Below are 16,368 nucleotides of genomic sequence, written 5' to 3'. Positions count from 1 at the left end.
TCGCGGGATGGAGCAGTCCGGTAGCTCGTCAGGCTCATAACCTGAAGGTCGTAGGTTCAAATCCTACTCCCGCAACCAAAATTACCGAATAATACTAATACGTTAACGGCCACCCTCGGGTGGCCTTTCGCTTTCCAGATACCACCGTGGAAGCACTGTGGAAGCAAACGGAACGTAAAAAGGGTGTGGCAGCAAGGCAACGCTAACGCCAGCGGTGGCAAACCCCTTCACGAATCAACACACTCGCAATGTCCCGGCATCCGGCAACTACCAATCCATCGGTCATAGCTTCGCTCGCCTGTGAGACTGCAGGTGAGGCGCTGAACTGACACCAATGCCCGCATCTCCGGCGCGTCGCTGCGTTCCCTGCCATACTGCCGCCCAGTGCGGTTACACAGTAGGGCCGCAGGCTCCGGTGCCAAGCTACTCCATAGTGCAAATATCACGAAGGAATGCGATGTCCGCATGGCCGTTACAAGCTGCATGAGTAATTGATAAAACAAACGGCGATAGCCTCTTTGGCTATCGCCGTTCCTGCTCTGCGTTTTCCATTTCTTGCCACGAACCGCGGCCCCGTTTAGAATGCCATATTGTAAGAGATTTCCAGCCCGCTATCGACTACGTTCGACGCAGTGCGACCAACATCAAGGCTCGCCGAAAGGTTGCCGGGGCCTGCGCTTCCCGAGAGCCCGATGCCAAGGCGGGGTGCCACAAAATCAGATTGCAGATTGTTCGTGTCCTCGTGGCGGCCATATTCCAGATCCAAAGACGCCCATGGCCGCATGTAGGTTTCCGGCAACATAGCGTTCCATTCATGCCGCATGCCGACAGAAACTCGGTACTGCTCCGTAGTTCCACCAGGTATGCCAGCAACACCCGCAGGGAAATCCTCCCAAGAGCCAAAGAAGCGCACGCGATGTTCTAAGGTGCCCGAGGCGATGGCCACTTGATCGCTTATCGCAAATCCCGCAAGCCATCGATCGGTATCAAAACTGGTAGTGTTCACATCGTAATCTACGCCGGAATATGCCAAGTACCCGTCGATCTGAACGTTTGCAGAAAATCCGTATCCGCCGTAGATACCCACGAGATACGATGATGTTTCTGCCTTGGAGACTGTTGAATCGTCAATATCGGTCATGCCAACTCCTGCCATAACACCGAAGACGCCGGAACTACCCAATAGCCAGTCTGCACCAGCAATGACATCGGTCGAGTATCCGTCGTACCCGTCAAAAAACGCACGGCCGCTGACGGTAACCCATGCATTCATGCTTGAGGTGCCATTTTTCGTACCATCCGTCGACATGAAGAGGTTTGATCGCGTCACCATAGGTTCGCTGGACGATCCACCGCTAATACGGCTTCGAATGTTTCTATCAAGCGCGAAGCGAAGTGATTGATTTTGATGTGCCGTACTGATTTCCGCCAAGTCGAAAGCGGCGGCACTGATCAGAGGTGCCGGAAGGACGCAGGTGATAGTTACATTATTCAGATCAGTGAACCATGGCCCGAACTCGGTCAGGCCGAACGCACCAATGCCGCCCGTGGGCACGGATACCGTCTCGCTGATCGGCGTGTTGGAAGACAGGAACGTCGGTGAAAATGCACCACCCCCAAAAGTAGAACCTAGGCTCGTGTCAGAAAATGCCCAAACCGGCGTTCCGACGGGTTGCGAAGAGGTCACGGAACTTGCTGACAGCGTTATCACTTCACCTGCAGCGAGCGGATTTCCTGTCAACTGTTGAGAAACGCGCACCTGCACAAGAGGCGACGAAAAGCCGTTGATATCGGCGCAACCAACTGATTGTGATGTTGATTGGGAAAATGCTGGAGCCGAGAAGCCGATAACGGCTGAACTGACCAAGGCTGCTCTTATAGTTTTCCGCAAGGTTTCATCCTGACTTTTTGTTTGATGGATTTCGAATCACACTAAAGAAAAGGAAAGAGGTGAAAACAAGCCGTTCTCGAGATCAGCGTGCGGCACTTTTCTGGAGTGTGCTTTTTTCGTCCGATGTTAGACGTGGAGCGCTTAATGGTTTTAGCCGGATTGGATGGTACATCCGGCAAGCCAGCCGGTTGCGACAGTACGCCTGCACTCGCTCTCATTTTGCCCCGGATCGACCGCATACCCGATAATACTGTCGTATGAAAAATTATTTTCTAATGAGCTACGCTTTTGATGAGCCAATCATGGGTGGGTATTCAAGCAAGAGGTTGCGAAAACTATATTGGGTTGTCCATACGATGCAAAACAACTATTGCGGCACTTTTTATGACAGTTTTAGGCATATGCAAATCGGAGACGTTGTGTTCTCTTTCGTTAACGTGCTTTTTGTGGCCAAAAAGGACTTGTGAGAAAGCCGCGTTTCCGATGTTTGCTGGTAAGTTGATCCTGCGCAGCGACTTTCGAAACGCTCGCAGTTTAAGTAAAGGTTCCCGCCCTTCAAGCCCACCGATACCGCGCCGCCGCTTTGTCAATTCGCTCATTGAGCGGTACGGGATGCTCTTCTGACGCTCGCTGCAGCGCATTGACGTGATTTTCCATGAAGTCTGAGAATTCATCCACCGTTACACCAGACGCAGCGGCGCGGGATATGAAGAGGCCCAATAATTGCCGGTCCAGCATGCGCATGTGCTCGGAGCGGTTGGCGTCCTTCACATCGCGTGGGCGAACGCCTGCAATGTTCTCATGCAGATCTATCGCCACGGTAGCGCACCGACCGTCCCGGCTTGTAGAAATGCGGCCCAAAGCCGGACACACGCCATTTCTGCAGCGTGCGCACGCTTTGGCAGAGAAAGTCTGCGGCTTGGGTTTCGTCGATGAACCCGTCGAGATAATCAGCGGCGGGTTCAGCGGTGGCGTTCGCAAGGTTTGTATTTGGCATTGTCTGTCCCTCATTCGCTGACTGCTATGAGGTGATCTTAACTGCGGCCTCTTGCGCTTTTCGAGCGAAACCGCTGGCAACATTCGGGGCGGGTTTATGCCCGAATTTTGCCAGTAGACTTATTGCCTTTTTTTATAACATATTTCATGCCGTTCATAACGCGGGAAGTCGGGCAATCAGGTTCTATCTTGAGAAAGGCAGCAAGGCAGAATGAGCCTGCGTTCGTGATCGGCTCGCCGGTTTGGGTCACATCACGTGAGAACGGTAGATCGGTATGTGCGTGCCAAAACGTCTTGATATTCGAAAGCCATAGTAAAAGCCCAAAGTCTTGCGTTTTACCTGAGCGGCTCTTGTGTGTGGTGTCAGCTCCAGTGCTTGCCGCGTCATGCAGACCGCCTAAAACAGCTTGAAGCATTTCCAGATTGACACTGAGACCCATGAGGTCGTCTGAAAAATCGTCTAGCCGAATAAACAGGGATGGCCCGTTCGGCGCACCGGAATCGCGCGCGATGCCTAACCGCGCATCTGCAGCAACTTGCCGCTCAATCGCTGCCGCCGCGTCTGGTGATAGCTTGGCAAGTATTTCCAAAAGGCGCGCGGTTTGATTGGCAAGAGATTCCAATTCTCGCTTCGTTGCTTTGCCCGGAGCCTTGTTTGCGGTTCTGGCATGCTCCCAGCGATAGATCGCGGCGAAGTGTTCCAGTTCCTGTCGAGCGTGCGGTGCATTCGAGGGATCAATTCCCGCGATCTGGCAAAACTTTGAGACCGTTTGAATGTCATAAGTTTCGGCATAATACTTTTCTGGAGCCATCCAGTTCAATCACCTCTTTGCCTGTAACGTTTCAGTCACATACGAAAGCGCCAGTTTCTCGGCTGATTCCGTTCCTTACATAATGGTATCTACAGTGGCGGCCATTTCACAACCGCAGTGAGGAATGGGAATGCCGATTGCCCCGTCTATTTATTAAATAGGGAACGGTGGTTTTTCCTGCTGACCTATATAGGCGACCCCCCCTATATAGGGCGGCTATTTCAGAACCCGAAGGTCCGGTTCCCTGACAGAGCATGACCCCATGAAATCGCTCAGACGACCCGCGTTTTCCTCTAGCGCCCGCCTTACGGAATCATCGGCCAGATGTGCGTACCGCATTGTGGTCTGCATCTGGGTGTGACCCAGCAAGTGCCCGACCATCTGAATAGGTATTCCTGACGATACCGCATTCGATGCGTAGGTGTGGCGCACATCGCGAAGGCTTGCCCTCGATCACGTAAGGATTGTCAGGCAACTGTGGCAGAGTGCTCAAAGCTGCGCGGGCGGCTTTGCGATACTGCGCATGATATATTTTTAGCGCCTTTGTGTCTCTAAAAGGCGTTCATCTCTCAAAATTCCTTAAAGCAGACATAATCCCATTATATTTCTACCGTAGGGCGATCATGTTTAAATTGCTGCATGGAGCATAAATGCAGCCCTAGAGTTGTTGGGTTTTATGGATGGGTGGGTAAAAATCTTAGAAAGGCAGTTAGATGCATATTCTCGCAGTCGATGACGAACCAAGTATTGTTGAGTTGCTTGAGGCATTTGTGAATGCCACCGGTGAGAACACAATAGAAACAGCGTTATGCGCTACGGACGCGCTCGATCTGGTTGCACGATCAGTTGCAAAGCCATTTGACTGTTTTCTGTTAGATATTCAAATGCCGGGTACAGATGGAATCGAGCTCTGCCAGATCCTGCGCGACCGCCCCGAGTATCAAGAAACCCCGATCCTGATGCTCACCGCAATGTCAGATAAATCCTATATCGACCGTGCTTTCGCGGCCGGGGCAAATGATTACATTACCAAGCCATTCGAAATCGGCGAACTGCGCGGTCGCCTTGCATCAGTGGAAAATCTGGTCGTTAGCAGCAAAAAACTGACTGTAGGCTCCACCACGGCGCCAGTGAAACCAGACACTGAAGCACTCAGCGGGGTCGTCGATGCAAGGCCGCCTTTGCATGAACCCTTTCGCATCAAGAATGTGGATGGTGTGATCGGGCATCACGCACTTGAAAACTATGTTTCTTTAATCTCCAAGCAAGGGCGCTTCAAATCATGCATTCTGGCATTCAGCATTCGTGGCATACGGGACCTGTTCGAGATAACCTCATGGTTTGAATTCGAGTGTCTTGTGACTGACGTATCTGAAGCTATCGCTGCATGTTTGGAGGGCCATCAGTTCCTGACCGCCTATGCCGGCAGCGGCACCTTTGTATGCATTCTGGAAGAGGGTTGGGTGCCAGATTCGGTCGAACTGACCGACAAGGTAAACCTATTACTTAGTCAAATGGGTTTGAGTTTTAACGACGGCAGGCCAATGAATGTGAGCGTGTCGGCGGGCGATGTAATTCGCTTGGTTTGGAAATCCGGCGACAGGGCGATTGATGCCCTCGCACAGGCACACGAAAGCGCGGAAAGAGAAAGCCAACGCTACGGAAGAAACCTGGAAGATTTCTGGTACAACAGGTCAGCGTGATGGCACAGATGACTATGTAGATACGGCGGTTACTTCACAACCCGAAGGCTGGGCTCCCATACTTGACCTACCCCGATGAAAGCGCTTAATCGATCTGAATTTTCTTCTGCTGCACGCCTTACGGGATCATCCGCGAGGTGTGCATATCTCATAGTGGTCTGTATCTGGGTGTGACCCAGCAAGCGCCCGACCATCTGAATAGGCATGCCCGATGAAACTGCATTCGATGCGTAGGTGTGGCGCAGGTCGTGTATGCGCACATCGTGCAAGCCCGCCCGGTCACGGATGCGCCGCCACGGGTGTTGCAGGTCGGTGGCGTAGCGGCCCGGCACCTTGCCCGCGATGACGTAGGGGTTGTCAGGAAGCCGTGGCAAGGCGCTCAGGACCGCTCTGGCGGCTTGGGGCAGAGGAATGCGCCGTGCGCCGGTCTTGGTGTCTGGCAGCTCCATTCCCTGATCGGTGATAAAGCTCCATTGCAGGGTTTGTATCTCGCCCAACCGGCAGCCGGTCAGGATCAACAACCGAAAGGCGGCGATGACGTAAGGCGTTTCCGATCCGTCGCACTCTGCCTCGGCCAGCGTTTGCCCAAGTCTCTGCAGCTCATATTGGCTCAGAAACCGTTCCCGCTTTTCTTCGCGGTATTTGTCAGCCTATTATTGAGGAAGAGAAGCAGCAAGGAGCCGCCGCGTAAGGCGGCTCCACTGCCATAAAATTTCGCCCGCCATTTGGCGGGCGGAAAATCCATAGTTTGGATTTATGCGGATTTGCTCAATCAGTTTGAGCAAAAACCGCCTTTTCAGGAAAACCTAGATCGCGTGCTCAAGGTTTGAGGTGGCGCAGCCGATCCAAGACCGCGCTGCGGATCGAAGTGACAAGCACTTCTGGAAATCCTGCGGGAAGCGCAGCGAAGGTGTTGTTCATAGCGGAGTCTGCCGATGCATGGATGTCTGCAAAAAGATCAGCGATGGCTTTGCGGGATAGGCCAGACTTGACGCCCGTCTCCATGATGTGGCGCCCGATGATATCTCCGACCTTGTAGTGATTTGACTTGCCAAAGCGCATCGCCAGCTTGAAGTCTTTTCTGTTCAACTGGTGTGCATCCAGCGTCGGTTGAACGGTTAGCACGTCATAGAACGGCGTCAGCCGAAAACGCCCGCCTGGCATCAAGGCGAGGCTGAAATTCTTGGCATGGCCATCGGTCGCGCCGCTCAGCCAAAATAGGATATTGGCTTTGAAGAAATCCAGCCGATCTTGTGTTGCCTCATCGCTCCCGCGCAAGAGCCCCATGATCTCAGCAATGCCTGGCCCGCCTTCATTCTGATATTTTCGGGTTGGCGGCACCGATAGCGCTTGCGCGCAATCTTCTTGTGGCAGGCGGATCAAACGTCCGTCCTTTGCCCAAAGGCGGTCGAAACGCTCCACGACAAGCGCCTCGCGCGCGCCGAAACTGGCCATTTCGACATTCGCGGCGCGCAGGCCAAAGCCTTCCATCAGTTTCAGGCACAGATATTCATTCTCGACGCTGTTCGACAAATCCATGCCGTTCGGTAGCCGCCCGATTTGCGGTTTGATTATGTGCGTTGTCGGTGTTGTGCCGGAAGGCTCTAACCACTTGCCCTCATGCCAAAGGAGCGCGGTTTTTTCCTGGGCGCCTGCCACCGATATTCGGAAGTCTTTTTCTCTCCTGATGCCGAGCGGTGCGACGTCGAGCTCACCCAGCAGCGCTTCGATGTCCGTCTCACTGACCGGATGACCGGTGAGATCGTCGGCGGCTTGCGGTTCTTCACCGTCCGGCAAGAATTGCAGCGCGCCGACACAGTCGCGACCAATTTCACTCAGCAGACTATAGGCGTCCGTGCCCGCTGCGCCAACGCGCTCGGCAACGCGCCTCCTGATACCGTCATTATCCGGCAGCAGGTTTTCAAAGACGGCGATGACGGGCGCGCCGACATACCGATCTTCGCGCAGAGGAAGCGACAGGGATACAGGCAGGCGGTGTTCCCATGCCAGCCAGTCTTGAGCATAGACAAAGCTGATCGCGCCCGTGCTTTCCCGCAGAAGCTGGCCGACATGGCGCGCATTCAGAAAAACATTGAGCGGCGGATAGCTTCGTTTGCGTCCCATCTAAAAGATGTCCTCGAAGCTCTTGGGGGAGCCCTTGCTGCGGCCCTGCACCTGAATTTCCAGATCGAGCGCGGCAAAGATATCGAAAACGGTTTCCAGCTTGGTGCCGGACAGGCCGTTCTCAACCTTGGAAATCGTCTCTTGCCAGACGCCACTTCGCTCAGCGAGCTCTTTCTGCGTCAGCTTCTTTGCCTTGCGGGCTTGGCGAATGGCGTGCCCGATATCATTTGGTGTGCGTGCCAAGTTCTTCATCTCTGACTCCTTTAGGCTAGTATGATCTTTAAGTCATAAAATGTCAATATGATCTGTAGGGCATAAATTGTACTTATGATCTATGGCGCATAAATGTTAAATATGATCTGAAGATCATGAATGCCTGACGGACGCACAATCAGCTGGCAAAGAAATGCGACTGGCCTGACAGCCAGCCGCAAGAGATCAGATGCTTGGCGAACGTGTTGCCAGTTCATCCTCGATGTTGCGCATCGATGCCAGCGCATCGCGGCGCTGATCGCTACCGCGCGGAGCGGCTGCAAAGGCGTTGAACGCCTTGGTCAGTAGACCGTGCAATTCTGCCGTACTGCGGGATGCCGCTTCAAATCTTGAGACGAGCTTCATGGCACTCCTCCTCTTGTTTCAAGGAGGCCCCGAACCATTCAGGGCCTTTCGGCCCGGACACACGAAAATCATCGGCCAGTGAAGGCGCTGATGGATCGGCAACGATCTTGGAATAGGGGAGCGGTGCGCTTGAAAGCCGCCCAGCTCGATTTGTTCAGGCTTATTCAGCAGGCGTCACAGGATTGACCGGACGACAGACGGAGCTGTTCTGTATGCATTTGCCAGCCGCGCCGGTAGATTCCGCGATGCTATTGCCCTTTCTGCATCAAAATTTTCTCAGAGGATGACGGCGCAACGCCAAAATTGATCTGCGGCGCTGATCAACGCACAGGCCGCGATTTCTCAAGGCCAGAGTTCGCAGCCTTGCTTGGGGCTTGCTTGCAACGAGAGCCCTAAAATCCCTAGCCGGATGCGGCTCAGTCTTCAATGTTCTGCCCGCACCACCTGGCTTCGCCAGCCGTGTTGAACATGCACACTGATCCTTTGCCTCCGGCTTATCGGGAGGGCGTTAGCAAGCAAGCCCCACGCAAAGGAGAAACAACATGGCACGCGAAAACACGAACCAAACCCAGCAGATCAATGCGCCGGACTATCTGGCATGGCACGTCACCCAAAGGGCTGAGAAATCTTTCTGGACCAAGGTCGGAGCAGCATGGAAACACAAGGACGGACGCGGCTACACGCTTCAGCTTGAAACCTGCCCGATCAATGGTCGGATCGCCCTGCGCCTTCCGCTGGAAGATGCACCCGACACAACAAACGAAGCGGGGCGCACATGAGCGCCCCCATCACCACCCGGATCGTCTGGGATGGCATTGCGCTCGAAATTACGTACCGCAAGCGCCGCTGGGAATCGGATTTCGATCATATCGAGCTTCTCGCCGAAGACAGGCACGTCCTGCCTGTCACCGAGACCGGCTACCGCTCGCACTTCTTGCCAGAAGGGATCGTCGAGGGCTATGGCGGGCCGGAAAACTTCGTCCGAGCCTGGCTCGACCATGAGGCCAAGAGCCCGGAGTGGCTGCGCCGCAAGGATGCCGCTCGGCAGATGTCGCTATTCTAAGCGCCCTTGATCGCGCCCGCTTATGCGGGTGCGATCCGGAGCTTGACCAGCCAGCGCGGCGCGCGCTCTGGCGCGGCGCTGATCCAGACAACAGTGCCGTCACAGGGCGCATAAAGCTCGACAGCCCCGTCTTCACCTTCGGCGACGATCACAGTGTCACCCCGCCGCACGAGCTCGCCGACAGGCTTTATCACATGCACGCTGAGCAGCTTGCCGGTATAGTCCTGTATGGCATCGCCAGCGCCGACATGCGCCACATCGCCGGATATGAGCACGCGCTCGCCAGTGGTGGTCAGATATTCCTGCCCATTCAGCATGGCGAAAAATCATCCTTGTTGGGATCATCTCGCTTGGCCGCGCGCGGTTTGAATTCCGGTACCAGCACATCGGGCTTTTGTTTGTAGCGCGCATGCGCCAGCCGGATCGCAAAGCGCACCGTATCGTCCGCAGCCAGGCGAAAATGGCGGCTGAGATCGTCAAGCTGCTGGGCGTGCCGATCATCTAAATTAAGCATGAGTGTATGTCTCATGGTGGTTCTCCTTTTTTACTTTGGTGAAAAATCATTGTCTCGATCATGCCCGGGCGTTTGATCGCGCCTGCGGGTCTGGCTCCTTTGTTTGCTGGATTGTTTCTCTGGCACGCGCCCCAAGGCCATCGCGCGGGCGACATCGTGACCAAGCTCTTGAATGCGTGCTTGCTGCTTTTCGCGGGCAAGCTTGGCTATCTGTCCGGTGTCCTGAAAGCCATAGCAGGCGGGCACAAACAAACCGATATCAACCTGCTGCTGCCCTGGAACTACGTCAATCCGGTGTGAACGGCGCACCGCTTACGACCCAACAAGCGCCCGACCATCTGAATAGGCATGCCCGATGAAACCGCATTCGATGCATAGGTGTGGCGCAGATCGTGAATGCGCACATCGTGAAGACCGGCCCGCTCACGGACGGTGGCGGCAATGACCTCGGCATCGGGATGGGTATAACTGCCCATCTTGTGCTGGCCGCCGTCAACCTTGCAGCCCAGCGCCGCGCGTTGAAGGAGAACATATTCCAGGCCGAAGCCGAAGCCTTCCTCGGCCACATCCTTTGGCGCGGGCAGCTCCAGCTGAGCCTTCTCGATCCGGAATGCCCATTCCAGCGCCGCCTGCACGCCCAGTGTGCGTTTTGTGCGTCCACCCCGATTGAGGATAGGTTTTTGCAAGGTCATAGCACCCCCCGCATTCGGAGGCGTTCCGGCGTTACGAGCCCGCGTTCCAGCATCAATCCACACATTGCGGCACTGATCATGCTGGGGGGCAGATACGCTGATCACGAGTAACTTGCCATTCGATGAATGGACGGAAACCTTCGGCACCGAGCGCCTGACCGGCGCGCTCCTCGACCGACTGACCCACCACGTCAACATCCTCGAGATGAACGGCGAAAGCTATCGCCTGGCCCAAAGCCAAGCGCGAAAGGCCACCAAAACCTCCTGATCGAAAATCCATGTCTTGGCCCTCGCGGGCCAAAGCGGCCAGTCAACCGCCAGCTATTTGGGGAGCGCGGCTGACTGGCCGCCGACGCTCTTCGCACCCGTCATGCCCGACAACCCAAAGTGGCCTACTTTTGCGCCGCCATCTGGCCGGTTTTTACTCCGCCGTTGACACCCATTCCGCACATTGAACAGCAAGCGTTCAGGACAAAGTGCGGGGCTTCTTGGTTTTTGGGCTAACAAAGTTCCATCACGTCATTGGTCATGCAAACTCCTATTTTGTATTCGTCAGTGTTCTTCGTGCGGTTCACTGCGATCAAGCCAATTTGCAACGCGCGACTGACCCGGTAAGTGCGGAGCGGGTAATTTGAATGCACATATGCAACTAAACCGTACTCCGTATCATTTCTTTCATTATTCGGCTGCCAGTTGGTTCAGCTCAGCAATGACCTCGGCCCCCAATGCCGCTGGACAACCGGTATAATCAAAGATGCCACTCCGACTTCGATTTTGGCCACAGGTGACAAAGATACCTGTACCAAATTTTTCTTTCAGATGATTGGCAATCCAGCCTATGAACCCAGAATTATCATCGCTCGGATCAAAGTGAAAACGCCAAATAGTGAACAACTCCTCTTCAGGGTCACTACAAGGAACAAGTTGACTCCACACGTTATCGTCTCGCACCAAAGCAAGTGCATCTGGATCAACCGCTTCAGGAAATTCGTGAAGGGGGAATTCAAGAAAAGCGTAGGTTTTATCGTAGATCTTCAAGTCACAGCGCGTGATGACTTCCGTTAACCTTTGGTGTGTTTCTTTTGGTGTTTCTTTTGAAATATTGACCATTTCATGCCCAATCTCTGCAGATATATGTACTTTCGGTAAACTCTTCCATTCCCTTTCGCGGCCCGTCGCGACCAAGATCCAGCATGGCCTCCACGCTCCGCGGCCGGAGATCTTTGGCAAGGCTCGCCCAATCCTGCCATTGCATGATGCTAGGTGGGCCCATTTTATGAATCACTTGCGCTTTGGACATCGTATTCCTCCCTCTTGGATTGCTTGCAGCTTCAGGCAGCTTGCGCTGCCTTCAACTGTTTCAGAATGCTGGCATAGGTTGCTTCGCCCTGCGCCCCGGTTACAAGATGCTGACGCTCGAAGATCATAGCGGGCACGCCTTGAACGCCCCGAGCAGTCCAAAAGCGTTGTTTTTCCCGCACAGCATCGGCACGCTCGCCACTGTCCAGCATGGCGCGCGCGGCGCGCGGGTCGAGGCCGATATCGTCGGCCAGTTCGGCCAGCACGCGGACGTCCGAGACATCCCGGCGATCCGTGAAAAATGCAGCAAGAAGCGCCATTTTGGCTTCATGAGCGCGGGCCTGCTCCTCGGCCCAGTCGATCAACTGATGCGCGCGAAACGTATTATACATTCGCATGTCGTCGGCATAGTTGAAGATAAACCCGAGCGCGGCCCCCATCTCGGTCAGCCGTGTGCGCGCCGTTGCGGACCCTTCGGGCGTGGTGCCGTATTTGACCGCGAGATGCGCGCGCAGATTCTCACCTTCCTGCGCCATAGCAGGGTTCAGCTCAAACGGGTTCCAATGCACCTCGATCTTGATGTCGGTATCGCGGACGGCGCGGGCAAGCTGAAAGTATCCGATGGCGCACCAGGGACACACCACGTCCGAGACGATATCAACGCGAATGGGGGTAGTCATGGGATCACTCCTTGTAATTAGCGGCGCTGGCCGCAGCGGCGGTCTCGGTATCACCGAAACCGAAGACCGAGGGGCGCGGTTTCCGCCCATGTAGGTTCACGCTGGTCTACGCGCGCCAAATAGGTTTCAAGGTCAAGATCTAGCTCATCGCCTTCGGTGGCGCAGTCAAAGGCGAGATGCGAGTGAAAAAGGCCGCACAGAACGTCACTGTAAGCGATATTCAATCGACACCGGCCAATCTGAAAGAGGATTCCCGGGTCCAACTGGGCGTAGGAGCTTAGAGATCGATCTTGCGTCCCGCCAGTCTTTTCAAACTATTGTCCTTTAGAATGAAGGTATGCGTATAGGCACCATAAAGGTGAAGAACCAGGCCGCCGGAAAAACAGAACACACCAAGCCAGAACAATGGTGTAAGCCACCAATTGTACCCTGCCGCAAAAATTTCCTTCGCCAAATACATCAACGGCAGGACAACGCCAGCCAGCAACATACCCAAAGCAATTCCACGCCCCGCGAGGACCTGCGCGGGGCTGGCACCCCCCAGAGGGGCCGGATGGAAGTTTGTGATGCGCCAATAGAGCCGGAACGCAAAGACCGGTGCTGTGATAAGTGCAATCAAAAGCGTTGCATTTTGGCTGGAATCAAGGGCTGCCTCGGAAAATACCGATAAAATAGCACTGGCAAGAAATGCCACCAATAGGACCGCGCCCGTCCAGTGTCCAACCACGGAAACAAGTCCGAAATTCAACCCGCTATCCCTGAATTTCATTATCTATAACTCCCCATACATTCGGGTAAATTAGCTGGCTCTGATTACTTTCGATAGACAGAAATTTTCGTAGGATGCGTTCTCTAATTGAGAACGAAATGAGGCATAATATCTTGCGGCAGAAATGATAGGGTGGACTTATGCCACCACAAATTTGAGAAATGCCTCGGCAGCTCCATTTCGTGTCACCCCAGTATTCTGCATGGCGTAAGTATCAATGAAGCGTTCCGGATCGTCCAGGGCGTGGATGGTTAGCAGTTCTTTGTGTCGGCTCCCTTCGATGACTGATCGCGGGAGACAACTGATGCCGACGCCCGAAGCAACGCATCCCAATATTCCGTCCAAAGTTCCGAGCTCGAAAATGTCGTTTGGGGCCAGACCGGATAGTCGCATCCATCTTCTGGCGTAATCGCGGTAGGAGCACCCTTGCTTGAAAACGATAACCGGTAGCGATCGTAATTGCCCCACCTCCGTGATTTCGGATGATGATATCATCACCATTTCTTCGGTGAACAAAGGCTGCGCTTTCATATCCAGTCGAGCAAATTTCCCCCCTATTATAGCTATATCTACCTGATCCTTTACCAACTTGTGGAGAAGGTCGTCTGTTGGGCCGGAGTGAATCTGTAGACGCATATCTGGATATTTTTTGCGGAACGACGCTATGATCTTTGGTAACCGAATGGCAAGCGTGCTTTCCATGCTGCCAATCCGGAGCAGTTTGACTGAGCTGTCAAAGGCTTCCACCGAAGCGTGGGCGCGTTTCACCGCGCGCTCCACATCGAGGGCTAGTGGCAAGAATGCCGTGCCTGCGGCAGTCAGTGCCATCCCGGATCGGCTCCGGTTAAACAGTTCAACCCCTAATTCCGCCTCGAGAGACTTGATCCTCGTGGTGACGTTGGATTGGACGCAATGTAGTTTTCGCGAGGCGTTTGCCACGGATCCGGTCTCCGCAACCGTGGTGAAAGTGTGCAGGTTTTTAAGTTCCATAATCGTTCTCTAATGCAGAAGTAAACATTCTCTAAAATTCACTTTACACGAATGATATTCGCCTGTCTACACTGGGAACTTACATCAATTTCGGGTAGAGATAAATTGACACAAAATAATGTGAAAGACTTGCCGGGCCTCGGCCAAGAGTGCCTTCCTGAATCTCCTGTAGATTCAGTGACGGAAATCTGTGGTATAGCTGTGCCTGTCTTTCAGGCGGGGATGGCTGGGCTTAGTGGGCCAACCCTTGTTGCTGCCGTCAGTGAAGCTGGTGGGCTTGGCCATTTAGGGGCACTTCGTGTGTTGCCGCAAACATTGAGGGATTGGATTAGGCAAACACGCGAAAAGACGGACAAGCCCTTTGGGGTGAATCTCGTGCCTCAATTCGGAGGGCCAGAGTTTTTCGAGGCGGGTTTACGGGTCGTGCTCGAAGAAAAACCGAAGGTCGTTTCACTTTATTATGGCGATTTCAAAAATGTAATTCCGCGCGCGAAAGACGCTGGCATTATCACTATGGTGCAGGTCGGGACGGTTGCAGATGCAAAGAAGGCCGTTGCCGATGGTGCAGACATCATCATCGCGCAGGGTATTGAAGGTGGCGGACACCTTACCCAAGGTCGAGTGGGTCTAATGGCTCTATTGCCTGCTGTTGTGGATATAGCCGGAAGTCGCCCGGTCATTGCCGCTGGTGCGGTTAACGATATTCGGGCTGTTCGAGCCGTGCGGTGTCTGGGTGCTTTGGGTGTTTGGTGCGGGACCGCGTTTCTGGCATCCCAGGAATGCGATGCGCATAATGCTTACAAAGAAAAGCTGGTGAATGCCGACACTGACATGCCCAAGTTCCTGACAGGGTATTCCTATGGTTGGCGGTACGGCACACCACATCGGGCTATTGTCGGGCGGGGCGGTTGGAATTTACTGCGTTTCATGGGAGGAGGAATCCGGACGTTTGACGATGGGGCCATGGCTGAGAAACTTAGCCTTTATGCCGGTCAGGGCGTTGGTCAAATTGATAGCATCCGCCCTGCGTCCGATATCGTCCGTGATTTGGCGGCCGGATTTGCGTGCTGAGAAATATGGAGGGTACGTTGTTGATGTTAAAACCAGATTTGCAAAGCGCATGCACACGAGCTGAGCGAGATAGCATCGTGCATCTCGCATTGATGCAATATGCGGTGGGTGCCAGCGTTGAGACCCTTAGCCTTAGATACGGCATCGAAATTCGGGAGTTGGAGAGGCAAAGCCTTCAAACCAGCGCAATGCCAATACTTGACAGCAGCTTACTGAGCGACCTGGAAAGTGACATCGGGCGCGAGGGGGCAAAATACGGCGTAAATGCATAGAATGTCTGACGTCAGCACCCATCGGAACAATTTAGGGGTCTGAGCAACGGAGGATTTCTGGTTCATCGAAGCCATTATGGAGCGAAGGTGAATAAGATATCCGGAACATCGAAAGACGCTGCTGACAAGTTGGTCAGGGGCATCAAGCGCAAGACGCGCAAACAGTATTCAGCTGAAGAGAAGATCAACGTCCATATGCGGTTACTCGCGAGGCATTTCCTTTAACGTCCCAGATTTGGGAAGAAGGAGATGTTCATGAACAAGGATCAACGCGAGATTGGGCGTAATTTACGGATACTGCGATACGCCGAAGAGATCGGCCATGTTGCCAAGACCTGCCGTTATTTCGGGATTGGTCGTGCCAGTTTACGAAGCACTTAGAGAAAAGCTATAATCAACAGAGTGGATGTCTCACGAGCAACCGCACCTTACATCTGCCCCTAAAGTTTCCTACCGGAGGCAGATACGGTCTCCCCCCCCTCGGCCCAACGAAGGTGGCACCGGATGAAACCGGAAAGCGTGAGATCATTGCGTTTATCGAAGATCCAGACGGCTACAAGATCGAACTGATCCAAGCACCATAGGTCTTAGATCCCAAGTTAAGACCTTACGCTTCGTCGCGCATCTTCAACCGATGGCCAACCTCAACAATGGCCTCAAGTGCTGGCACAAGTTCGCCGCCCAGCTCGGTCAGGGCATATTCAACCGATGGGGGCGAGGTTGGCTGCACGTTGCGGGATAGCACACCGCGCTGCTCTAGCTCGGTCAGCCGAGTAGAAAGCACCTTGGCCGAAATTGGCGGAATGTCGGTGCGCAACTCGTTAAAGCGGCGCGGGCCGGCACGCAGCGACCAGATGACGTTGGCCGCCCACGC

General features: G+C 54.2%; 21 protein-coding genes, 1 tRNA gene and 4 pseudogenes. 8 read left to right on the top strand and 18 right to left on the bottom strand.

Annotated features, from left to right (window positions below):
- The first annotated feature begins 1 nt into the window (after position 1).
- Positions 2-78: transfer RNA gene (locus BUB78_RS18995), tRNA-Met, on the top strand.
- A 499-nt stretch (positions 79-577) separates the two neighbouring features.
- Here the strand turns inward: BUB78_RS18995 and BUB78_RS20525 are convergent.
- The 5 genes from BUB78_RS20525 to BUB78_RS18965 all read right to left on the bottom strand — a co-directional run bounded on the left by BUB78_RS20525 (position 578) and on the right by BUB78_RS18965 (position 4,080).
- On the bottom strand, positions 578-1,867 hold the full coding sequence (locus BUB78_RS20525; protein ID WP_139279404.1) for an autotransporter outer membrane beta-barrel domain-containing protein: 1,290 nt from the start codon (positions 1,865-1,867) through the stop codon (positions 578-580).
- A 579-nt stretch (positions 1,868-2,446) separates the two neighbouring features.
- Complete coding sequence (locus tag BUB78_RS18980) at positions 2,447-2,710, bottom strand: hypothetical protein (RefSeq protein WP_139279403.1); 264 nt, start codon at positions 2,708-2,710, stop codon at positions 2,447-2,449.
- The gene (locus tag BUB78_RS18975; protein ID WP_073200862.1) at positions 2,691-2,888 is read right to left on the bottom strand and encodes a MerR family transcriptional regulator; all 198 of its coding nucleotides are present in this window, start codon (positions 2,886-2,888) and stop codon (positions 2,691-2,693) included. The genes BUB78_RS18980 and BUB78_RS18975 overlap by 20 nt, the downstream gene beginning before the upstream one ends.
- Before the next feature lie 94 nt (positions 2,889-2,982).
- Complete coding sequence (locus BUB78_RS18970; RefSeq protein ID WP_073200860.1) at positions 2,983-3,699, bottom strand: hypothetical protein; 717 nt, start codon at positions 3,697-3,699, stop codon at positions 2,983-2,985.
- 216 nt (positions 3,700-3,915) lie between these two features.
- Entirely contained in the window at positions 3,916-4,080 is a 165-nt protein-coding gene (locus BUB78_RS18965) for a hypothetical protein (protein WP_245813585.1), read from the bottom strand.
- 332 nt (positions 4,081-4,412) lie between these two features.
- Between BUB78_RS18965 and BUB78_RS18960 the strand changes: the two genes are divergently transcribed.
- Entirely contained in the window at positions 4,413-5,402 is a 990-nt protein-coding gene (locus tag BUB78_RS18960) for a response regulator (RefSeq protein ID WP_073200856.1), read from the top strand.
- Between the two features lie 29 nt (positions 5,403-5,431).
- On the opposite strand, the gene BUB78_RS18955 is transcribed toward BUB78_RS18960, so the two are convergent.
- The 4 genes from BUB78_RS18955 to BUB78_RS18940 all read right to left on the bottom strand — a co-directional run bounded on the left by BUB78_RS18955 (position 5,432) and on the right by BUB78_RS18940 (position 8,144).
- A complete protein-coding gene (locus tag BUB78_RS18955; RefSeq protein ID WP_281248908.1) occupies positions 5,432-6,016 on the bottom strand; it encodes a site-specific integrase in 585 nt (194 codons plus the stop codon).
- 205 nt (positions 6,017-6,221) lie between these two features.
- Positions 6,222-7,526: a type II toxin-antitoxin system HipA family toxin gene (locus BUB78_RS18950; protein ID WP_073200854.1), complete on the bottom strand. Its 1,305-nt coding sequence runs from the start codon at positions 7,524-7,526 to the stop codon at positions 6,222-6,224.
- Positions 7,527-7,778, bottom strand: a complete 252-nt coding sequence (locus BUB78_RS18945; protein ID WP_073200852.1) for a helix-turn-helix domain-containing protein — start codon at positions 7,776-7,778, stop codon at positions 7,527-7,529.
- A 186-nt stretch (positions 7,779-7,964) separates the two neighbouring features.
- On the bottom strand, positions 7,965-8,144 hold the full coding sequence (locus BUB78_RS18940; protein WP_073200850.1) for a hypothetical protein: 180 nt from the start codon (positions 8,142-8,144) through the stop codon (positions 7,965-7,967).
- 542 nt (positions 8,145-8,686) lie between these two features.
- Here BUB78_RS18940 and BUB78_RS18935 point away from each other — a divergent pair.
- Together BUB78_RS18935 and BUB78_RS18930 are read left to right on the top strand one after the other, a co-directional pair.
- Positions 8,687-8,923 (top strand): hypothetical protein, encoded by a 237-nt coding sequence (locus BUB78_RS18935; RefSeq protein WP_073200848.1) that lies wholly within the window; start codon positions 8,687-8,689, stop codon positions 8,921-8,923.
- The gene (locus BUB78_RS18930; RefSeq protein ID WP_073200846.1) at positions 8,920-9,207 is read left to right on the top strand and encodes a hypothetical protein; all 288 of its coding nucleotides are present in this window, start codon (positions 8,920-8,922) and stop codon (positions 9,205-9,207) included. Before BUB78_RS18935 ends, BUB78_RS18930 begins: the two co-directional genes overlap by 4 nt.
- Positions 9,208-9,227: 20 nt before the next feature.
- Here BUB78_RS18930 and BUB78_RS18925 read toward each other — a convergent pair whose 3' ends face one another.
- Both BUB78_RS18925 and BUB78_RS18920 read right to left on the bottom strand, forming a co-directional pair.
- On the bottom strand, positions 9,228-9,524 hold the full coding sequence (locus tag BUB78_RS18925) for a glycine cleavage system protein H (RefSeq protein ID WP_073200844.1): 297 nt from the start codon (positions 9,522-9,524) through the stop codon (positions 9,228-9,230).
- Positions 9,518-9,736 (bottom strand): hypothetical protein, encoded by a 219-nt coding sequence (locus tag BUB78_RS18920; RefSeq protein ID WP_139279401.1) that lies wholly within the window; start codon positions 9,734-9,736, stop codon positions 9,518-9,520. The genes BUB78_RS18925 and BUB78_RS18920 overlap by 7 nt, the downstream gene beginning before the upstream one ends.
- A 45-nt stretch (positions 9,737-9,781) precedes the next feature.
- On the opposite strand from BUB78_RS18920, the gene BUB78_RS20800 reads away from it, so the two are divergent.
- Positions 9,782-10,021, top strand: coding sequence for a hypothetical protein (locus BUB78_RS20800; RefSeq protein WP_073200841.1), 240 nt, complete (start codon positions 9,782-9,784; stop codon positions 10,019-10,021).
- Between the two features lie 104 nt (positions 10,022-10,125).
- On the opposite strand, the pseudogene BUB78_RS18910 reads toward BUB78_RS20800, so the two are convergent.
- Positions 10,126-10,413, bottom strand: a pseudogene (locus BUB78_RS18910) (hypothetical protein); the annotation flags it as partial.
- A gap of 94 nt (positions 10,414-10,507) precedes the next feature.
- On the opposite strand from BUB78_RS18910, the pseudogene BUB78_RS18905 reads away from it, so the two are divergent.
- Positions 10,508-10,681: pseudogene (locus BUB78_RS18905) on the top strand (ATP-binding protein); the annotation flags it as partial.
- Between the two features lie 286 nt (positions 10,682-10,967).
- On the opposite strand, the pseudogene BUB78_RS21320 reads toward BUB78_RS18905, so the two are convergent.
- The 5 genes and pseudogenes from BUB78_RS21320 to BUB78_RS18875 form a co-directional block, all read right to left on the bottom strand.
- Positions 10,968-11,084 (bottom strand): annotated as a pseudogene (locus BUB78_RS21320) (aldehyde dehydrogenase family protein); the annotation flags it as partial.
- A gap of 7 nt (positions 11,085-11,091) precedes the next feature.
- Entirely contained in the window at positions 11,092-11,643 is a 552-nt protein-coding gene (locus BUB78_RS18895) for a DUF6196 family protein (protein WP_220084046.1), read from the bottom strand.
- Between the two features lie 101 nt (positions 11,644-11,744).
- Positions 11,745-12,392, bottom strand: a complete 648-nt coding sequence (locus BUB78_RS18885; RefSeq protein ID WP_073200836.1) for a DsbA family oxidoreductase — start codon at positions 12,390-12,392, stop codon at positions 11,745-11,747.
- Positions 12,393-12,669: 277 nt separating this feature from the next.
- A complete protein-coding gene (locus BUB78_RS18880) occupies positions 12,670-13,161 on the bottom strand; it encodes a cytochrome b/b6 domain-containing protein (protein ID WP_073200833.1) in 492 nt (163 codons plus the stop codon).
- Positions 13,162-13,299: 138 nt separating this feature from the next.
- Positions 13,300-14,151, bottom strand: coding sequence for a LysR family transcriptional regulator (locus BUB78_RS18875; RefSeq protein WP_073200832.1), 852 nt, complete (start codon positions 14,149-14,151; stop codon positions 13,300-13,302).
- A gap of 51 nt (positions 14,152-14,202) precedes the next feature.
- Between BUB78_RS18875 and BUB78_RS18870 the strand changes: the two genes are divergently transcribed.
- Both BUB78_RS18870 and BUB78_RS20510 read left to right on the top strand, forming a co-directional pair.
- Positions 14,203-15,222 carry an NAD(P)H-dependent flavin oxidoreductase gene (locus tag BUB78_RS18870; RefSeq protein ID WP_084732965.1) on the top strand — a complete coding sequence of 340 codons (1,020 nt, stop codon included), beginning with the start codon at positions 14,203-14,205 and terminating at the stop codon, positions 15,220-15,222.
- A 527-nt stretch (positions 15,223-15,749) separates the two neighbouring features.
- Positions 15,750-15,860, top strand: a pseudogene (locus tag BUB78_RS20510) (IS481 family transposase); the annotation flags it as partial.
- A 241-nt stretch (positions 15,861-16,101) separates the two neighbouring features.
- On the opposite strand, the gene BUB78_RS18860 reads toward BUB78_RS20510, so the two are convergent.
- The coding region (locus BUB78_RS18860; RefSeq protein WP_139279399.1) for a winged helix-turn-helix transcriptional regulator at positions 16,102-16,368 on the bottom strand (267 nt) is incomplete at its 5' end.

Source organism: Roseovarius marisflavi, from assembly GCF_900142625.1.
GTDB lineage: Bacteria > Pseudomonadota > Alphaproteobacteria > Rhodobacterales > Rhodobacteraceae > Roseovarius > Roseovarius marisflavi.
Note: the sequence above shows the minus strand (reverse complement) of the source record. Positions and strands in the feature narration are given on the sequence as shown.